Annotated in this window: 17 protein-coding genes; 13 read left to right on the forward strand and 4 right to left on the reverse strand. The window is 59.4% G+C overall.

Going from position 1 to position 15,917, the window contains the following annotated elements:
• Nucleotides 1-6 precede the first annotated feature (6 nt).
• The 4 genes from sdhD to ACGHU1_RS00105 all read left to right on the forward strand — a co-directional run bounded on the left by sdhD (nucleotide 7) and on the right by ACGHU1_RS00105 (nucleotide 3,930).
• Nucleotides 7-393, forward strand: a complete 387-nt coding sequence (gene sdhD / locus ACGHU1_RS00090) for a succinate dehydrogenase, hydrophobic membrane anchor protein (protein ID WP_390582247.1) — start codon at nucleotides 7-9, stop codon at nucleotides 391-393.
• A gap of 35 nt (nucleotides 394-428) precedes the next feature.
• Nucleotides 429-2,246 carry a succinate dehydrogenase flavoprotein subunit gene (sdhA, locus tag ACGHU1_RS00095; protein ID WP_390583145.1) on the forward strand — a complete coding sequence of 606 codons (1,818 nt, stop codon included), beginning with the start codon at nucleotides 429-431 and terminating at the stop codon, nucleotides 2,244-2,246.
• A gap of 220 nt (nucleotides 2,247-2,466) precedes the next feature.
• Nucleotides 2,467-2,853, forward strand: coding sequence for a hypothetical protein (locus ACGHU1_RS00100; protein WP_390582249.1), 387 nt, complete (start codon nucleotides 2,467-2,469; stop codon nucleotides 2,851-2,853).
• Nucleotides 2,854-2,946: 93 nt separating this feature from the next.
• Complete coding sequence (locus ACGHU1_RS00105; RefSeq protein ID WP_390582251.1) at nucleotides 2,947-3,930, forward strand: C13 family peptidase; 984 nt, start codon at nucleotides 2,947-2,949, stop codon at nucleotides 3,928-3,930.
• Between the two features lie 15 nt (nucleotides 3,931-3,945).
• Here the strand turns inward: ACGHU1_RS00105 and ACGHU1_RS00110 are convergent, their stop codons facing one another.
• Nucleotides 3,946-4,647 carry a peptidylprolyl isomerase gene (locus tag ACGHU1_RS00110; RefSeq protein WP_390582253.1) on the reverse strand — a complete coding sequence of 234 codons (702 nt, stop codon included), beginning with the start codon at nucleotides 4,645-4,647 and terminating at the stop codon, nucleotides 3,946-3,948.
• A 123-nt stretch (nucleotides 4,648-4,770) separates the two neighbouring features.
• On the opposite strand from ACGHU1_RS00110, the gene ACGHU1_RS00115 reads away from it, so the two are divergent.
• Nucleotides 4,771-5,160 (forward strand): BlaI/MecI/CopY family transcriptional regulator, encoded by a 390-nt coding sequence (locus ACGHU1_RS00115; protein WP_390582255.1) that lies wholly within the window; start codon nucleotides 4,771-4,773, stop codon nucleotides 5,158-5,160.
• A complete protein-coding gene (locus ACGHU1_RS00120) occupies nucleotides 5,157-6,833 on the forward strand; it encodes a M56 family metallopeptidase (protein WP_390582257.1) in 1,677 nt (558 codons plus the stop codon). Before ACGHU1_RS00115 ends, ACGHU1_RS00120 begins: the two co-directional genes overlap by 4 nt.
• A gap of 91 nt (nucleotides 6,834-6,924) precedes the next feature.
• On the opposite strand, the gene ACGHU1_RS00125 is transcribed toward ACGHU1_RS00120, so the two are convergent.
• Nucleotides 6,925-7,791 (reverse strand): neutral zinc metallopeptidase, encoded by an 867-nt coding sequence (locus ACGHU1_RS00125; RefSeq protein WP_390582259.1) that lies wholly within the window; start codon nucleotides 7,789-7,791, stop codon nucleotides 6,925-6,927.
• 117 nt (nucleotides 7,792-7,908) lie between these two features.
• Between ACGHU1_RS00125 and ACGHU1_RS00130 the strand changes: the two genes are divergently transcribed.
• The 7 genes from ACGHU1_RS00130 to ACGHU1_RS00160 all read left to right on the forward strand — a co-directional run bounded on the left by ACGHU1_RS00130 (nucleotide 7,909) and on the right by ACGHU1_RS00160 (nucleotide 14,434).
• On the forward strand, nucleotides 7,909-8,664 hold the full coding sequence (locus ACGHU1_RS00130; RefSeq protein WP_390582261.1) for a 3-hydroxybutyrate dehydrogenase: 756 nt from the start codon (nucleotides 7,909-7,911) through the stop codon (nucleotides 8,662-8,664).
• On the forward strand, nucleotides 8,661-10,139 hold the full coding sequence (locus ACGHU1_RS00135; RefSeq protein WP_390582263.1) for a M20/M25/M40 family metallo-hydrolase: 1,479 nt from the start codon (nucleotides 8,661-8,663) through the stop codon (nucleotides 10,137-10,139). Before ACGHU1_RS00130 ends, ACGHU1_RS00135 begins: the two co-directional genes overlap by 4 nt.
• Nucleotides 10,140-10,263: 124 nt before the next feature.
• Nucleotides 10,264-11,718 carry an IMP dehydrogenase gene (gene guaB / locus ACGHU1_RS00140; RefSeq protein WP_390582265.1) on the forward strand — a complete coding sequence of 485 codons (1,455 nt, stop codon included), beginning with the start codon at nucleotides 10,264-10,266 and terminating at the stop codon, nucleotides 11,716-11,718.
• Nucleotides 11,719-11,727: 9 nt separating this feature from the next.
• A complete protein-coding gene (locus ACGHU1_RS00145) occupies nucleotides 11,728-11,985 on the forward strand; it encodes a hypothetical protein (protein ID WP_390582267.1) in 258 nt (85 codons plus the stop codon).
• Nucleotides 11,982-13,160 (forward strand): RsmB/NOP family class I SAM-dependent RNA methyltransferase, encoded by a 1,179-nt coding sequence (locus ACGHU1_RS00150; protein WP_390582269.1) that lies wholly within the window; start codon nucleotides 11,982-11,984, stop codon nucleotides 13,158-13,160. Before ACGHU1_RS00145 ends, ACGHU1_RS00150 begins: the two co-directional genes overlap by 4 nt.
• Before the next feature lie 62 nt (nucleotides 13,161-13,222).
• Nucleotides 13,223-13,717, forward strand: a complete 495-nt coding sequence (locus tag ACGHU1_RS00155; RefSeq protein ID WP_390582271.1) for a tetratricopeptide repeat protein — start codon at nucleotides 13,223-13,225, stop codon at nucleotides 13,715-13,717.
• A 36-nt stretch (nucleotides 13,718-13,753) separates the two neighbouring features.
• On the forward strand, nucleotides 13,754-14,434 hold the full coding sequence (locus ACGHU1_RS00160) for a glutathione S-transferase family protein (protein WP_390582273.1): 681 nt from the start codon (nucleotides 13,754-13,756) through the stop codon (nucleotides 14,432-14,434).
• Nucleotides 14,435-14,438: 4 nt separating this feature from the next.
• Here the strand turns inward: ACGHU1_RS00160 and ACGHU1_RS00165 are convergent, their stop codons facing one another.
• Both ACGHU1_RS00165 and ACGHU1_RS00170 read right to left on the reverse strand, forming a co-directional pair.
• Nucleotides 14,439-14,924 carry an RNA pyrophosphohydrolase gene (locus ACGHU1_RS00165; protein WP_390582275.1) on the reverse strand — a complete coding sequence of 162 codons (486 nt, stop codon included), beginning with the start codon at nucleotides 14,922-14,924 and terminating at the stop codon, nucleotides 14,439-14,441.
• A 1-nt stretch (nucleotide 14,925) separates the two neighbouring features.
• Nucleotides 14,926-15,873, reverse strand: coding sequence for an alpha/beta hydrolase (locus ACGHU1_RS00170; protein ID WP_390582277.1), 948 nt, complete (start codon nucleotides 15,871-15,873; stop codon nucleotides 14,926-14,928).
• Nucleotides 15,874-15,917: the final 44 nt, after the last annotated feature.

A 15,917-nucleotide genomic window follows, 5' to 3' on the forward strand; every position in this document is an offset into this window, starting at 1 on the left:
GCGAGCATGGGTAACGGCACTTCCATCGGCCGCGTTCGCGGTTTGGGCGCTTCTCACGAAGGCGCGCATCACTGGCTGGTTCACCGCTTTACCGCGGTCACCAACCTTGTCCTTATGACATGGCTCATTGTCAGCTTTGTGCTGCTTGGCGATTACAGCCATGAAACAGTGACCACGTGGCTGTCGCAGCCGATTTCGTCGGTGGCAATGATCCTGCTTGTCATTAGCCTGTTCTGGCACGCCCGCATGGGCCTGCAGGTTCTGATCGAGGATTACGTCCACAATTACGGCACCAAATTCGCGCTTCTTTCAGCGCTCAACATTGCAGTTATCGGCGGCGGCGCATTCAGTGCGTTCAGCGTCGCCTCGCTCGCATTCGGAGGTCAGGCCTGATGGCTACCGCAGCATCGAACAATAATGGCGCCGGTTTGAAAGGCGCTTACAAGATTACCGACCACACCTATGACGTGATCGTAGTGGGCGCAGGCGGTTCCGGCCTGCGCGCAACCATGGGCTCTGCCGAGGCGGGCCTGCGCACTGCCAACATCTCAAAGGTTTTCCCGACCCGTTCGCACACCGTAGCGGCACAGGGCGGCATCGCGGCGAGCCTTGGTAACAACACGCCCGATCACTGGTCCTGGCATATGTACGACACCGTGAAAGGTGCCGATTGGCTGGGCGATCAGGATGCGATCGAATACCTCGCCCGCGAGGCGCCTCAGGCCGTTTACGAGCTTGAACATGCAGGTGTGCCGTTCTCCCGCAACGAAGACGGCACAATCTACCAGCGCCCATTCGGCGGTCACATGCAGAACATGGGCGCAGGTCCGCCCGTGCAGCGCACCTGCGCGGCGGCTGACCGCACCGGTCACGCAATGCTTCACGCGCTGTATCAGCAGAGCCTGAAATACGATGCAGACTTCTTCATCGAATATTTCGCGCTCGACCTGATCATGTCCGAAGAGGGCGGCGTAAAGAAATGCGTCGGCGTGATCGCGATGTGCCTTGATGACGGCACGATCCACCGGTTCCGCGCTCAGTCCGTTGTGCTGGCGACGGGCGGATATGGCCGCTGCTATTTCACCGCTACCTCTGCCCACACCTGCACCGGCGATGGCGGCGGCATGGTGCTGCGCGCGGGCCTGCCGATGCAGGACATGGAATTTGTCCAGTTTCACCCGACCGGCATTTACGGCGCGGGCGTCCTCATCACCGAAGGCGCGCGCGGCGAGGGCGGGTATCTTACCAATTCCGAAGGCGAACGCTTTATGGAGCGGTATGCGCCTAGCGCGAAAGACCTCGCCTCGCGCGATGTTGTTAGCCGTTCGATGGCGCTCGAAATGCGCGAAGGGCGCGGACAGGGGCCAGAGGGGGATCATATCCACCTTCACCTCGATCATATCGATCCAAAGGTTCTGGCCGAGCGTCTGCCGGGCATTACGGAAAGCGGCAAGATTTTCGCCGGTGTCGATCTGACGCGCGAGGCGCTGCCGGTCACGCCAACGGTTCACTACAATATGGGCGGCATTCCGTGCAATTATCACGGACAGGTCGTGACTATCGGCCCTGACGGCGATCCCGACTTTGTGGTTCCGGGCCTCTATGCGGTTGGCGAAGCTGCCTGCGTTTCGGTTCACGGCGCAAACCGTCTCGGCTCGAACTCGCTGATTGACCTGGTGGTGTTTGGCCGTGCAACCGGCATTCACCTTAAGGAAAACCTCAAGGCCGGCGCCAGCCAGCCCGAATTGCCGACCGATAGCGCGGACTTTGCTTTGGGCCGTCTCGACCATTTCCGTTACGCGCAGGGCGGATCGCCGACTGCTGCTATTCGCTCCGACATGCAGAAAGCCATGCAGGCCCACGCAGCGGTGTTCCGCGATACGAAACTGATGGACGAAGGCGTGCAGAAGCTCGCCGACCAGAACAAGCGGATGGAGGACATTCATGTCACCGACCAATCGCTCATCTGGAACAGCGATCTTATCGAAACGCTCGAACTCGACAACCTGATGGCGCAGGCCAATGTCACAATGGCATCGGCAGCCAACCGGAAGGAAAGCCGCGGCGCGCACGCGCATGAGGATTTCCCGGATCGCAATGACGCCGAATGGATGAAGCACACCGCAGCCTGGTTTGAAGGGTGGGGCGGCAATGGCGGTTCGATCAACATCGATTATCGCCCTGTCCACGAATACACGCTGACAGAAGACGCGACCTATATCGAACCAAAAGCGCGCGTTTACTGATCCGATTGGCGCTGTTTCTGCGCCGTCAGCTACAACACACTTTCAAACTATACATGCCGGGCCGGAGTTTTCTCTGGCCCGGTTGTGTATCGTGCCAGCTGGATTTGTGGTGCGTTCGCCAATTGGCCCCGTCGCTGGCGCGCGCCGCGCGCTTTCATGCTCTGTTCATTCGGTATAGCAGACCTTCAAACGCACAGATCAAAAAGGGGAGACCGTACATATGTTGATGTCAGCCTTTACCGCACTTGCAGTGGCGGCTTCTCCGCCAGCCATCGTCGGCTCTTTCGGCGGTTATGATGAACGCAACGATCCCGGAACCCGGTGGGAGCGGTTTGATCTGGTTTTGACCAACACCGGCACCGACACTCAGACAGTCTCGCTTTGCCCGGCCGATGCCGACATGGTCCTGCAAAACCACCGCGCATCCACGCGCAATGCATTCGCAATAAAGTTTGATGATGAGGCATGGTCGTTCAGCTGCGATGAGCAGGAACTGGCTGCTGGCGAAAGCACGACCGTCGGCATGTTCTTCCGTCCGGGTGATGAAACAGGACCATCGCGCAAGATCGAAGTCGCAACCAGCGTTGGAAATTTCATTCTGGGATAAGCGGTATCGAGGCGCCGGTCGTCCAGATAACGCGGAATATGCGGCACGATAACCGCGCTTGACCATTGGCTCGCCCGCAGGCAGCTTCACGCAATGATCAAACGCGTGTGCATCGGTCTATCGCTCATTTCGTTTCTGGCGCTTCCCGCCGGTTCGCAAGAGCGTAAAGAAGGCGTCCACCAGCCACCCGAACACACCGCCCCTTTCCCGAACCTCGCGATCGGAAAAAACCGCCGCGAAGCCGCGCAAAGTTTCGAACTTGCGCCCCAGCTTGAACGCGGTGTGCCCGCGCGCGAAATGTTGGAGCAGTCGCGGCGGCTAGACCGGGCGCTTGGTCAGATCGCGCCGCAGCAACCGGGCCGCATCGATGCCTATGTTCTTACGGTCGCGCTAGACAGCGATCCCGTTTTCGCGCGCGAGGCGCGAGAGGCAGGAGAGGTGTTGTCGCGTAGATATGGCGGCAAGGGCCGGACACTAACGCTGGCAGGGCCGGACGGGGTGCGCGATGATCTGCCGCGCGGGTCGATCCGATCACTGATCCTTGGCCTCGCTCATATTGCAGAGGTGATGGACCCTGATGAAGATGTGCTGGTGATATACACCACCAGTCACGGCGCGAAGATCGGGTTGGTGAACCATTACGGCGATAGCGAATACGGCATATTTTCGCCAAAGCGGATGAAATCTGTTTTCGAAGAGCTGGGGATCAAACGGCGGCTGCTGATCATCAGTGCCTGCTATTCCGGGGTGTTCATCCCAGAACTTTCCAGCCCCGACACTGCTATTTTGACAGCGGCAGCAGCTCAGCGGACATCATTCGGGTGTGAGGCGGAAAATGACTGGACGTTTTACGGGGATGCGCTGATCAATCGCGCGCTCAGGAAACCACAACCGCTTGCCGATGCTGCGAAAGAGGCGACGCGGCAAATCGCCAGTTGGGAGGCTAGCCGGGGGCTGACGGCATCACTGCCGCAGATTTCTGTCGGCGCGGATGCTGGTGATTGGCTTGACCAACTCGAAGCCCGTATGCCGCAGGTGGCCACCGCGCCCGTTGGCAGGCCATCCATCGGCCAATAGCCGCAAAAGCGATGCCTATTCTGCTGATCCGCTCACCCGGCGCACATCGATAATTGTCACAGGGTCTGCCAGCATCTGCCCTTTCATCCAGCCTTCGCCCTTATCGGGATCGGTCGGTGCGGCATGGATCGCTTTTACCACATCCATGCCGTCCGTAACGAAGCCGAATACGGCATAGCCGTTTTGCCAGATGGGATCTTCGGATTGCGGTTTTGCGTCCAGTCCCGTCTGGTTTTCCACCATGATCGAGAAATCGCCGTTCGCGGTTCCCGGCTCCCCCATCGCCATGGATAGCGCGCCGTTCGTATGGCTTAATCCGGTGGTGCTAGTCGGTTCGTGCTGGATACCGGGGAGGACGCGTGCGGGATCCCACTGCGTTCCGCCCTGTATCAATCCATTGGGGCGTGGTTCGCGGTTTAGCGACATGGCGCGGTAAAAGACTGTGCCGTCAAAGCGATCCTCATCTGCGTAGCGCAGGAAATTTGTAGCAGTGATGGGCGCGCGCTCGGTTTCCAGCGCGACAATTATGTTGCCCATGTTCGTTTCAATCACAACGCTGACGGTCTGCGGAGCTAACATCTCGTCCGTTCCTGTCGCAGGGTTTGGCGCATCAGGGCTTTGCGCGCCTTGCGCGGTTTCATCCGGCTCGCTCTCTGGCGGAAGGCTAGATTGTGCAGCGAAGAGGGAGGCGGCTGTGAGTGTCGAAATCCATGTCATTCGACCTTTGTGATAGGTCGCTGGCAGAAGAACAAGGGGGTGGGTGACGCATTCATCTGGGCTTAATGTTTACAAGCGTAGTCGGTATGACTACAGGTGTAATCAGGAAGTTGGGAGGCCGTCTTGAGCAAGTCGTCAGACAATTCACCCGAGCGCATTAGCGAGGCTGAGCATGCCGTTATGGAGGTGCTGTGGGATCGCGGATCGATTAGCGCGGCTGAGGTTTGCGCTGCCGTTTGCGGACAGCGCGGGTGGAGCCTGCCGACAGTCAAGACACTGCTTTCGCGGCTCGTCCAGAAGCAGGCGATTGAGACGCAGCCCGATGGGCGGCGCTTCCTATACAGCCCCATTATAAAGCGGTCCGAATATGTCGGCGGCGAATCCCGCAGGCTGGTCGACAAATTGTTCGGGGGCAGGGCGGCCTCACTGGTCGCTCACCTCGCCGAATCCGAAGCGTTGAGCGAGGACGATCTGATTGAGATCGAAGCTCTGCTGAAGGAGCTGAAACAATGACCGCCTGGCTGTTTGATACGCTCGTCTGGACTGCGGCATTGATTGCGCTGGTCCTCATAATCAGACGTCCGGTTGCGCGTTGGTTCGGCCCGCAGATCGCCTATGCACTATGGATGCTTCCCGCGCTCAGACTGCTCATGCCCGGCATCACCCTGCCGCATTGGCTCGCACCTGATGATCCGGCCACAATTACCGACACCACGAACTATCAGATGATCCTTGATCAGGGTTCCGATGCTCCAGTTGCGACACTCGGCAGCGGCGGTTCAAGCCTTGAGGCAGGATCGGCAGCGTCTCTTCCATCCGCATCGATTACCCCGACATCCCTGCTAGAGGCAGCCCCATGGGTTGAGCTTGGATTCGCGGTGTGGCTGGCGGGCGCTGCCATTTTTCTCTGGCACCGGTTCAGCACTTATTTCGACTTGCGGCGCGAACTGCTTGCCGATGCGCGCGAGGTGGGCCGGTCTGGCCGGATCAGGCTGATCGAAACGGGCGGTACGAAAGCGCCTTTGGCGTTCGGTGTGATCGATCCAGTCGTGGCTTTGCCGAGCGGTTTCATGGCGCAGGACGACCGCGTTGCCCGCGATCTGGCGCTCGCGCATGAATTGTCGCATCACCGCGCGAATGACTTGCTGATCAATATCGCCGTGCAGCCGCTGTTCGCGATCCACTGGTTCAACCCGCTTGGCCGGTATGGCTGGTTGGCGCTGCGCCGTGATCAGGAGGCGGCCTGCGATGCCCGCGTCATTTCCGAGCAGCCTGAAAAAGAGCGCGCAGCCTACGCCAACCTTATCGCCACAACCGCAGCAGGCCCCAATCTCGCGCTTGCCGCGCCGATGGCCTGTCCGGTGCTTGGCGATAAGTCGATCATCCACAGGTTAAGGAACCTCAATATGTCCGATACATCCAACACCCGCCGTATGGCCGGGCGCTTTATGGTTGGTGCCGCAATCATCGCGCTGCCTCTTACCGCATCGGTGAGCTATGCTGAAAACAGCGCACCGGAGCCGCCAGCTGCACCGCAAGTCAGCGTGACCGCACCTGCGCCCCCAGCGCCGCCTGCACCGCCAACGCCCGTGGGTCCGTCAGTAGCGCCGCCTCTCCCTCCGGTTCCGCCAGCGGCTCCGGCAGTGCAGGCGATGGTTGCGGTCGATCCCGATATCGAGATTGAGCGAGACGAAAACCGCCAGACCGTCGTTCATGTCGTCCAAGACTTTGAGGAAAGCGGCGATAGGAAAACCACGAACAAGGTGCAGACAGTAAAGGTCGTGAATCACGGCAAAAAGATGAGTCAGGAAGAGATGGACGCTCTCATCGCCGAGCTGCGCGAAGATCTTGCCGAGGCTGACCGCGAAGTGAAACTGGCCATGAAAGAGGTTGAAAAGGCCGTAGTGGAAATTCGGACCTCGCAGGCCGAAACAGGGCGCACCATCGTAAAAATGGAATGCCATGGCGACTCAGGTGAGGTCGCCTTTTTTGAAGAGCGTGATGGAAAACCCGACAAGGTCTATATTTGCCAAAGCCGGGTATTGGCGCACGCGCTGACCGGATTGAAAGAGGCCCGCAAAGCGATTGCCAAGAACGCGGAGATCACCGGTGATATGCGCGAGAACGTTCTAGAGGAACTCGACGAGCAAATCGAAAGCTGGACTGCGGCCCAAAATCAAAGCTGATTTGAAAAGATTAGTTTCCTCACAAAATAGGGCCGGAGCGATTTGATCGCTCCGGCCCTTTTGTTTCCAGTTGAACTTTCCAAAAGCCCGATCAACTCATGTCAAAATACACATCACAGGCGCTGTCATCGGCGCTTTGCATTCCGCGCCGGAGCGCGTTCATGCGTTGTTGGCTGGTGCCGTGGGTGAACCCTTCGGGATTGATCCGCTGACCCGCACGGCGCTGCAAGGTGTCATCGCCGATGGCGCTTGCGGCTTGCAGGCCTTCTTCCATATCGCCGCGCTCGATCAGGTTGCGGTTTTTGCCCGCCCAGACCCCGGCATAGCAATCCGCCTGAAGCTCCATACGAACCTGCAGGTCATTCGCCTGCGAAGGACTACGCTGTTGCAAGCTGCGGACCTGCGCGGCGAGCCCTGTCAGGTTCTGGATGTGATGGCCGTATTCATGCGCGATTACGTAAAGCCGCGCGAAATCCCCGCCCGTGCCGGACATTTGCGCAAGCTGGTCGTAAAAGCCGGTGTCGATGTAAATGCCCATGTCGGCAGGGCAGTAAAACGGGCCTGAGGCCGAGCTGGCGCTGCCGCATCCATTGGTGGCGACGGTGCCGCTGGTGAACAGGGCAAGCACCGGTTCTTCAAACGGAATTCCGGCCCGCTGGAATTCGGGTGCCCAAGTTTCGTTGAGGCTTTGCAGGGCGCTGCACGCTTCGTTCGCGAACTGGCCGCGATTGCAGATTTCTGCCTCGCTGAGGTCGCTTTGCTGGCTGGGGGCAGAGGTTTGCTGCTGCGCCCCCTCAATCATGCCGATGGTCTGCATCGGGTCCACGCCGAATACCACCGCACCGATCAGCGCGATCACGATCGTCCCGCAGCCGAGACCTCCCGCCCGGCGCATTCCGCCGCCTCCACCAGATGAACGAACTTTGATTTTGGAGGTGTCGAACGGATTTAGGCGCATTGATCGGGTCCCCTGTATTCCCATTTTGAAGCTGGCCGCCGCCATGTCCAAAAATACTGGACAGCCAGCACGCTAGCAGCGAAAGCCTGATGGTCTAACAATTCACGGACTTTACCGATGTTCCTCGAAGGCAAACACGCACTTATCACCGGCTCAACTTCGGGCATTGGACTGGCGATTGCCCGCGCTTTGCGTGCAGAAGGCGCGGAGATCATTCTCAACGGGCTGGGCGAGGCCGATGAAATTGCGAAGCTACAGGAAGAGCTTGGCGCGCGGTTCAATGGTGCCAATCTGCTGGATGCAGATGCCATCGAAAACATGATGGCGGAAATCGGCCCGGTTGATATTCTTGTCAACAATGCAGGAATGCAGCACGTATCCCCGGTTGAGGACTTTCCGGTCGACAAATGGAATGCGATCATCGCCCTGAACCTGACAGCGGCGTTTCACACATCGCGCCTCGCCGTGCCGGGTATGAAAGCGTCGGGCTGGGGCCGCATCATCAACACCGCCAGCGCACATTCGCTGACGGCATCTCCGTTCAAAAGCGCCTATAACGCCAGCAAACATGCAATTGCTGGTTTTACCAAAACGATTGCACTGGAGCTTGCGCAAAGCGGTGTGACGGCAAACTGCATCAGTCCGGGCTATGTCTGGACCCCGCTGATCGAGGGTCAAATCCCCGACACGATGGCGGCGCGCGGACTTTCACGCGAAGAAGTGATCAACGACGTTCTGCTGGCAAAACAGCCGAACAAGAAATTCGTCCAGCCCGAAGAGGTGGGCGCATTGGCTGTATTCCTGTGCCGCGAAGAAGCAGGCAATGTCACCGGCGCGAACTGGAGCATCGACGGGGGATGGACTGCCGAATGACGATAAAACGGGGGGCGATCGCGCTGGCTTTGGCTGGCAGTACTATTCTGGCAGGGTGCGGGGGCGCGCCGCTGGCCAGTGTTCCGGCGTCCGAACGCGCGCAGATCGAACTGGCGCTGATGCGCGATATCGCGGTGCTTGCCAGTGATGAGTTTGGCGGCCGTCAGCCCGGCACGATGGGCGAAGGGCGCACGGTCGATTTTATTATCAAGAACTTGCAGGATGCGGGACTGACGTCAGGCACGAACGATCCCGGCAGCGCATGGCGCGCGCCTGTCGATCTGCTGCGAACAAAACCATCGGGCAGCCGCCTGATGATTCAGCAGGGAGAGACTGAGAGCGAGCTTGCCGGAGCAGTGGCTTTTACTCTGCGAAAACGCGAACTGATCAATGACGCGGAGCTGGTTTTCGTTGGAAAGCTATCAGACGAGGTTCCGTCCGAACTTGTTACCGGACAGGTCATTGTAATGCTGGGCGAACCCGGTGTCAGTCCGCAGCGGCGTACCGTGCTGTTCGACAAAAACCCGGCAGCGATCATCACTGTGGTCGAAGACGATGATGCAATCGCAAACGTAAACCGGGCCTATGGCCGGGAACGACTGTCGCTCGCTAGCGAGGCTGAAACCTCTTTAACCGCTTTTGCCTCGCAAGCCGCGATAGCTAATGTGCTAGGCGCGGACAATTGGGCGGAATTGCTAGCCTCAGCCGAAGACGGTGCGTTCCAGCCAATTGCGCTCAACGCGACGGTTTCGATCGAGGCGACAACGCAGCGGACGGAATTCACAAGCTACAATGTGATTGGAAAACTGCCCGGAACACGGCCCAATTCGGGTGCGGTTCTTTTGCTGGGGCATTGGGATCATTTTGGAGAATGCGGCGACGACGGGGATGAGGACCGCATTTGCAACGGCGCGGTCGACAATGCCAGCGGCATAGCCGCCATGTTGGAACTGACACGGCGGTTGTCTGCCACAGGGCCGTATGACCGCGATATTTACGTTCTTGCGACCAGCGCGGAGGAATCGGGTTTGCTGGGGGCTAAAGCGTTTATCGAGAATCCGCCCATTCCCACCGGCTCCATCGTGGCGGCGTTTAACTTCGATTCGGTGGCTATCGCGCCTGCGGGCAGCGCAGTCGGTTTTATCGGGGAAGGGCGCACCCCGCTCGATCCGGTAATCATTGATGTGCTGAACAAGTCCAACCGGACACTGGGCGACCGCGAATTTGCCGCGCAGTTTATCCAGCGCCAGGATGGTTGGGCGCTGCTGGAAGGGGGCGTGCCGGCGGTATTTTTGAGCACAGCTTTTGGGTCTGAGATTGTTACTGGTCCTTATCTTTCGACGCATTATCACCGCGCCAGTGACGAGCTGGACAAAATCGAGCTGGGCGGCGCGATTGACGACCTGCTTTTGCATGAGGAATTGGTGCGCCGGATCGTAGATACCTCGCAATATATGCCACCTGCGGCACCATAAGCGGTCATAACCCGCCAAATTGGCGGCGCGTGGGCCTAGCGTTCGGGCGAAAGCGCGCCTAAATGGGCCGCCACGAATCCGCACATAGTGGATCGACACGCGGTTAACATGGAAAGTGGCGCATATGGACATCCCTCTTGGTCTAACATTTGATGATGTCCTGCTGCGTCCGGCGCAAAGCAGTGTGCTGCCAAGCATGGCGGACACGAAAACCCAGCTGACGCGCGATATCGCCTTGAACATCCCGATCCTGTCGGCCGCGATGGACACCGTGACAGAAGCGGACATGGCGATTGCGATGGCGCAGATGGGCGGCATCGGCGTTCTTCATCGCAACCTTGAACTGCCCGATCAGTGCGCGGCGGTGCGCACGGTAAAACGCTATGAAAGCGGGATGGTCGTTAATCCAATCACCATCAGCCCGGATGCCAATCTGGGCGATGCGCAGGCGCTGATGGATCAGCACCGGATCAGCGGCATTCCGGTAACAGACACGGGCGGTCGACTGGTTGGCATTCTTACCAACCGCGACGTGCGCTTTGCCGAAAATCCCGCGCAGCCAGTTCGCGAACTGATGACGACCGATAATCTAGCCGTGGTCCCTATCGGCACTTCACAAGAGGACGCCCGGCGGCTCTTGCATCAGCGCCGGATTGAAAAGCTGCTGGTGGTCGATGACGATTACAAATGTATCGGCCTGATCACAGTCAAAGATATCGAAAAGGCGGTCAATTATCCCAGCGCCACCAAAGACAGCGCAGGCCGCCTCCGCGTGGCGGCAGCGACCACGGTGGGGGACAAGGGGTTTGAACGGTCAGAGGCGCTGATCGATGCAGAGGTCGACGTGGTCATCATCGACACCGCCCACGGTCATAACAAAGACGTGGCCCGCGCGGTTGAACGCGTGAAGAAGCTGTCAAATTCCGTGCAGGTCGTCGCGGGTAATGTCGCAACGGCAGAGGCCACACGCGCGCTTATCGATGCAGGTGCAGACGCGGTGAAAGTCGGCATCGGGCCAGGCTCGATCTGCACCACCCGCGTGGTCGCAGGAGTCGGCGTGCCCCAGCTAACCGCGATTATGGATAGCGCGTCCGAAGCAATTAAATCGGGCGTTCCGATTATCGCGGATGGCGGACTGCGCACCAGCGGCGATGCGGCAAAAGCTCTTGCCGCAGGAGCGAGCACGGTGATGGTCGGATCGATGCTGGCCGGAACGGCCGAAAGCCCGGGCGAGGTCTTCCTTTACCAGGGCCGCAGTTACAAGGCGTATCGCGGTATGGGCAGTGTCGGCGCGATGGCGCGCGGCAGCGCGGACCGGTATTTTCAGCAGGACGTATCCGCGATGAAACTGGTGCCAGAGGGGATCGAGGGACAGGTTCCATTCAAAGGACCCGCATCGAATGTGGTTCACCAGCTTGTTGGCGGGGTAAAGGCGGCAATGGGCTATACCGGCTCTGCCACAATCGAGGATCTGCGCAAGAATGCAAAGTTCGTTCGGATCACCAATGCGGGCCTGTCCGAGAGCCACGTTCACGATGTCGCGATCACCCGCGAAGCTCCGAATTACCCGACGCGATAAGGCGATCAGATGGTAGAATTTATCCCCGTCATGCTGTTCATCCTTGGCTGGCATCCCGACCGGCCCGGTGAGCTTGACCTCCAGAGGCCCGAAATCCTGTTCGCATCGGTCGAGGAATGCATGGCAGAAGGTTCCAAGATGGCAGCGGCCATGACCGCCGCAGCGTCGGACAAGAGCGGTGCGCAGTACCAGGCGCGCTGTATGCCGGTACCCAGCTCGCAAGAGTTTGAAAACGCATGGCAAGACGCCATTAAGCCGGCGGAATGACGCCCGCTGCGCGCGTCCAGGCGGCCATCGAACTGCTTGATGAAACGATCGAGGCAGCAAAGCGCGAAGGCGCCCCTGCCGACCGGCTGATTGCAAAATATTTCAAACAGCGCCGCTACGCCGGATCGAAAGATCGGCGGGCGGTTCGCGAACTGGTATACCGCGCCATTCGTCATTGCGGCGAGATGCCCAAGACCGGGCGCGCGGCAATGCTGGGCCTCGCCAATTCGGATGAAACGCTCAAAATGCTTTTCACAGGCGAAGGTCACGGGCCAAAACCGATTGGCGAGAATGAGGTCGCAGCGGAGCCCGGGACCGCACCATCATGGCTAATGGAAGAGCTGGCGAAATCCGGCATTTCCGGCGAAGCAGCGCAGGCTCTGCTAGGACGCGCGCCGCTCGATATTCGGGTCAATACGCTGAAAGCCGAGCGCGATGGCCTTGTTCTGCCGGAGCCCGGCGAAATTCTCGCCGCGCCGCAGGCTGTGCGGCTGCCGGCGGGGACTTCGGTCGAGCAGTGGGAAGAATACCGCAGCGGAAAGATCGAGGTGCAGGACCACGGCAGCCAGCTGGCCTGCATGGCCGCCGCAGCAAAGCCCGGTGAAACGGTAATTGATCTGTGTGCAGGGGCGGGCGGAAAGACGCTGTCGCTGGCGGCGGCAATGCAGAATGAAGGCCGCCTGATCGCCAGCGATACCGATCGCGGCCGCCTGTCGAAACTCGCACCCCGCGCAGAGCGGGCAGGCGCGGGGATTATCGAGCCTAAATTGATGAACCCGGGCGCAGAGATGGACGCGCTCGAAGAATTTCACGCTGGCGCTGATCTGGTGCTGGTCGATGCGCCGTGTTCGGGCACAGGCACATGGCGGCGCAAGCCAGAGGCCAAATGGCGGCTCACGCCGGCACAATTGGCAAAATACGGCGAATTGCAGGACATGCTGCTCGATATTGCGTCAAAGCTGACCAAACCGGGCGGACGCATTGCGTTCATAACCTGCTCTCTGCTGGATGCGGAGGGCGCGGACCGGGTCGCTGCATTTCTGGAGAGAAATCCCGGCTGGAGCGCCGAGGAAGCCGATATTCCGCTGGGAACGCCCCGCGCAAAGGGTCTGCGCCTCGATCCGTTCCAGCATGATACGGACGGGTTTTTTGTCGCCATCCTGCGTTCAGCGTGATAGCCCTATGACCTATGGACAAGCCAACATCTGACCGGCTTATTGCAATCAAGGATCAATTTATGCGTTTTGCGCCTGCTGCTGCTGCTTTGTCGCTGTTCCTGGCTACAACGGCGAGTGTGACAAGCGCGCAAGACCCCGAAGTTGATCCGCGCGCTGCATCCTTGGTTATGGAAGGGCGCGCATTGCTTGCCGCTGGTGATACGCAGGCGGCGATTGACGCATTCGAGGCGGCGCTGGCGGTTGATCCGGGTTACACACCGATTTTCATCGAACTGGCCGAAGCGGCCCGGCGCGACGGGCTTCAGGGCAAGGCGATCGGATTTTACCGGGAGGCGCTGATGCGCGATCCCGATAATTTTGCGGCGATTTCAGGCGAGGGCGCGGCTCTGGTTGAAAAGGGCGCGCTGGAGAAAGCGAAACGTAATCTCGCGCGGCTTGAAAGTCTGTGCGGGTCAAGCTGTCCTGAAACAGTTTCGCTGCAGGGGGTGATAGCTGCCGGTCCGCCTGCGAGGCTGGCCGCCGAAACCGCAGAAGCCGGTCCGGCGAGCAACTGACTTCGCACACAATTTCAACAGAAAGCCTGCACATCGATGCTGACGCTTCACCATCTTGAATATTCGCAAAGCTTTCGCATCCTCTGGCTGCTTGAGGCGCTGGACGCCGAATACGAGCTGAAATGCTACGATCGGGACCCGGAAAGCAATCTGGCTCCCGACGATTACAAGGCGCTCTCTCCGCTTGGGACCGCGCCGGTTGTGACCGATGGCGATCTGGTGCTGGCGGAAAGCAACGCGATCATCGACTACGTTCTGGACGCGCATCCGGGTAGCGGTCTGCGTCCCGCCGCAGGCCACCCCGACCGCGCGCGCCACCTGTTTTGGTTTCACGCGGCGCAAGGTTCCCTTATGTCGGCGCAGGGCATTGCGATGGTTCTGACCTTGCTTGAAAGCCGTTCGCCATGGCCGATAAGCGCGTTGCTCAAGGCGGTCTTTGGCCAGGTTCGCAAGATTTTCCTTAATCCGCGCCTCGATGCCTTGTTCGATTTGATGGAAGAGGATTTGGGCAAGAAGCCATTCTTTGGCGGCGATAATCTGACCGGCGCGGATATCACCTTGGTTTACCCGATGTACGCTGCGCGGGACAAAGGGACGTTTGACGGCAAATATCCCAACGTGTCGGCCTGGTTCGACCGGATTGAAAAGCTCCCATCGTTCATCGCTGCAAGGGCGAAGGATAATCGCCCGCGCATCACGTTCCGGTTCGATGATTAAGCCATCAGATTAGCGGCAGAAACTGCTTCACAAGGGCGGTGTAAACGCCGCGTTTGAAAGGAATAATCAGATCGGGAAGGGCCTCCGGCTCTACCCATTGATATGCGCGAAACTCCGCCGGATCGTGCGCCTCAAGATTGATTGCGGCATCGTCACCTTTGAACCGGCCAAGATACCAGTGCTGTATCTGCCCGCGATATTTGCCTTTCCACACATTGCCGACAAGATCGAGCGGCAGGTCATAATGCAGCGGCTCTGAAGCAGGCGCAACAACATCGACCAGTTCGGGACCGATGCCGGTTTCCTCCTCCAGTTCGCGAAGGGCCGCTGTGTGCGGGTCCTCGCCCGGATCAATGCCGCCTTGGGGCATTTGCCAATATCCGTGCGCCTTCGGGTTAATGCGCTCACCAACGAACACGCGCCGCTCGCTGTTCACCAGCATAAAACCTGCACAGGGACGATAGGGAAGGGTCGCCGGATCAAGGTCCATCTCAATTATCTCCCAGCATGAATTTCATCGCCGCAATGACGCGTTCCAGATCGGCCTGAGTGCTGGGCACGGCCTGACGGATATTGGTGAAGGAATGCGTGATGCCCTTCATCTCGATAAAGGTGAAATCAGCGCCAGCATCGGCCAGTGCCTTGGCGTAATCGCGCCCGGAATCGCGGATCGGATCAAGGCTGGCGGTGACGAGGACGGTGGGCGGTGCGGTTGTATGATCGCCCAGGATGGGAAAGCCGCGCGCGTCGTTTCGGTCGGCCTGATAAGCCGCATCGAAAAACTCCATCGACGACTGTGTGAGAATAAAGCCGTCGCTAAACTCGGCGATGCTTGCCGAATTCTCTGCCTCACTGGCCAGTGGGAAGATCGGCACTTGCAGGACGATGGGCACATCGGCGGGATTGGCTGCGAGCTGCTGGCCGATGACAATGGTCGCAGTGCCGCCGGCGCTGTCTCCGATCGGGATAAGACCTGTTGCAGGGCGGCCCAGCGCCTCTGGTGAAGCCGCAATCCAGCGCGCCGCCGCCTCGCAATCTTCGACCGCGGCGGGGTAGGGTGCCTCGGGCGCGCAGCGATAATCGACTGCAACCAGCGGCAAATCCATCAAGGCAGCAATCTCCGTGCAAAGACTGTGATGGGTCTCAAGGTCGCCGATGACAAAGCCGCCACCGTGGAAAAACGTGATGACAGGGCCGGGCTCCCGGTCCTCGCGTGGATCATACAGGCGCAGCGGAATATCGCCCGCCGGACCGGGGCACATAAGGTCGCGGATCACGGCGAGATCGCGGGCGGGCCTATCCGCCATCGCGTGAAGCGCGACATAGGATGCGCGCGCATCCTCCAGCGTCATGTCAGCAATTTTTGGCCCGTCCATCGCGGCAAGCGCATCCAAAAATGCTTTCATATCGGGGCGGATATAGGGGGATTGGTCGGTCATTGGCTGGTCTCTCTCTCACTGGTTGCAAGCGCGATAGGGCGTGT

This window comes from Erythrobacter sp. MTPC3 (genome assembly GCF_042854385.1).
Taxonomy (GTDB): domain Bacteria; phylum Pseudomonadota; class Alphaproteobacteria; order Sphingomonadales; family Sphingomonadaceae; genus Erythrobacter.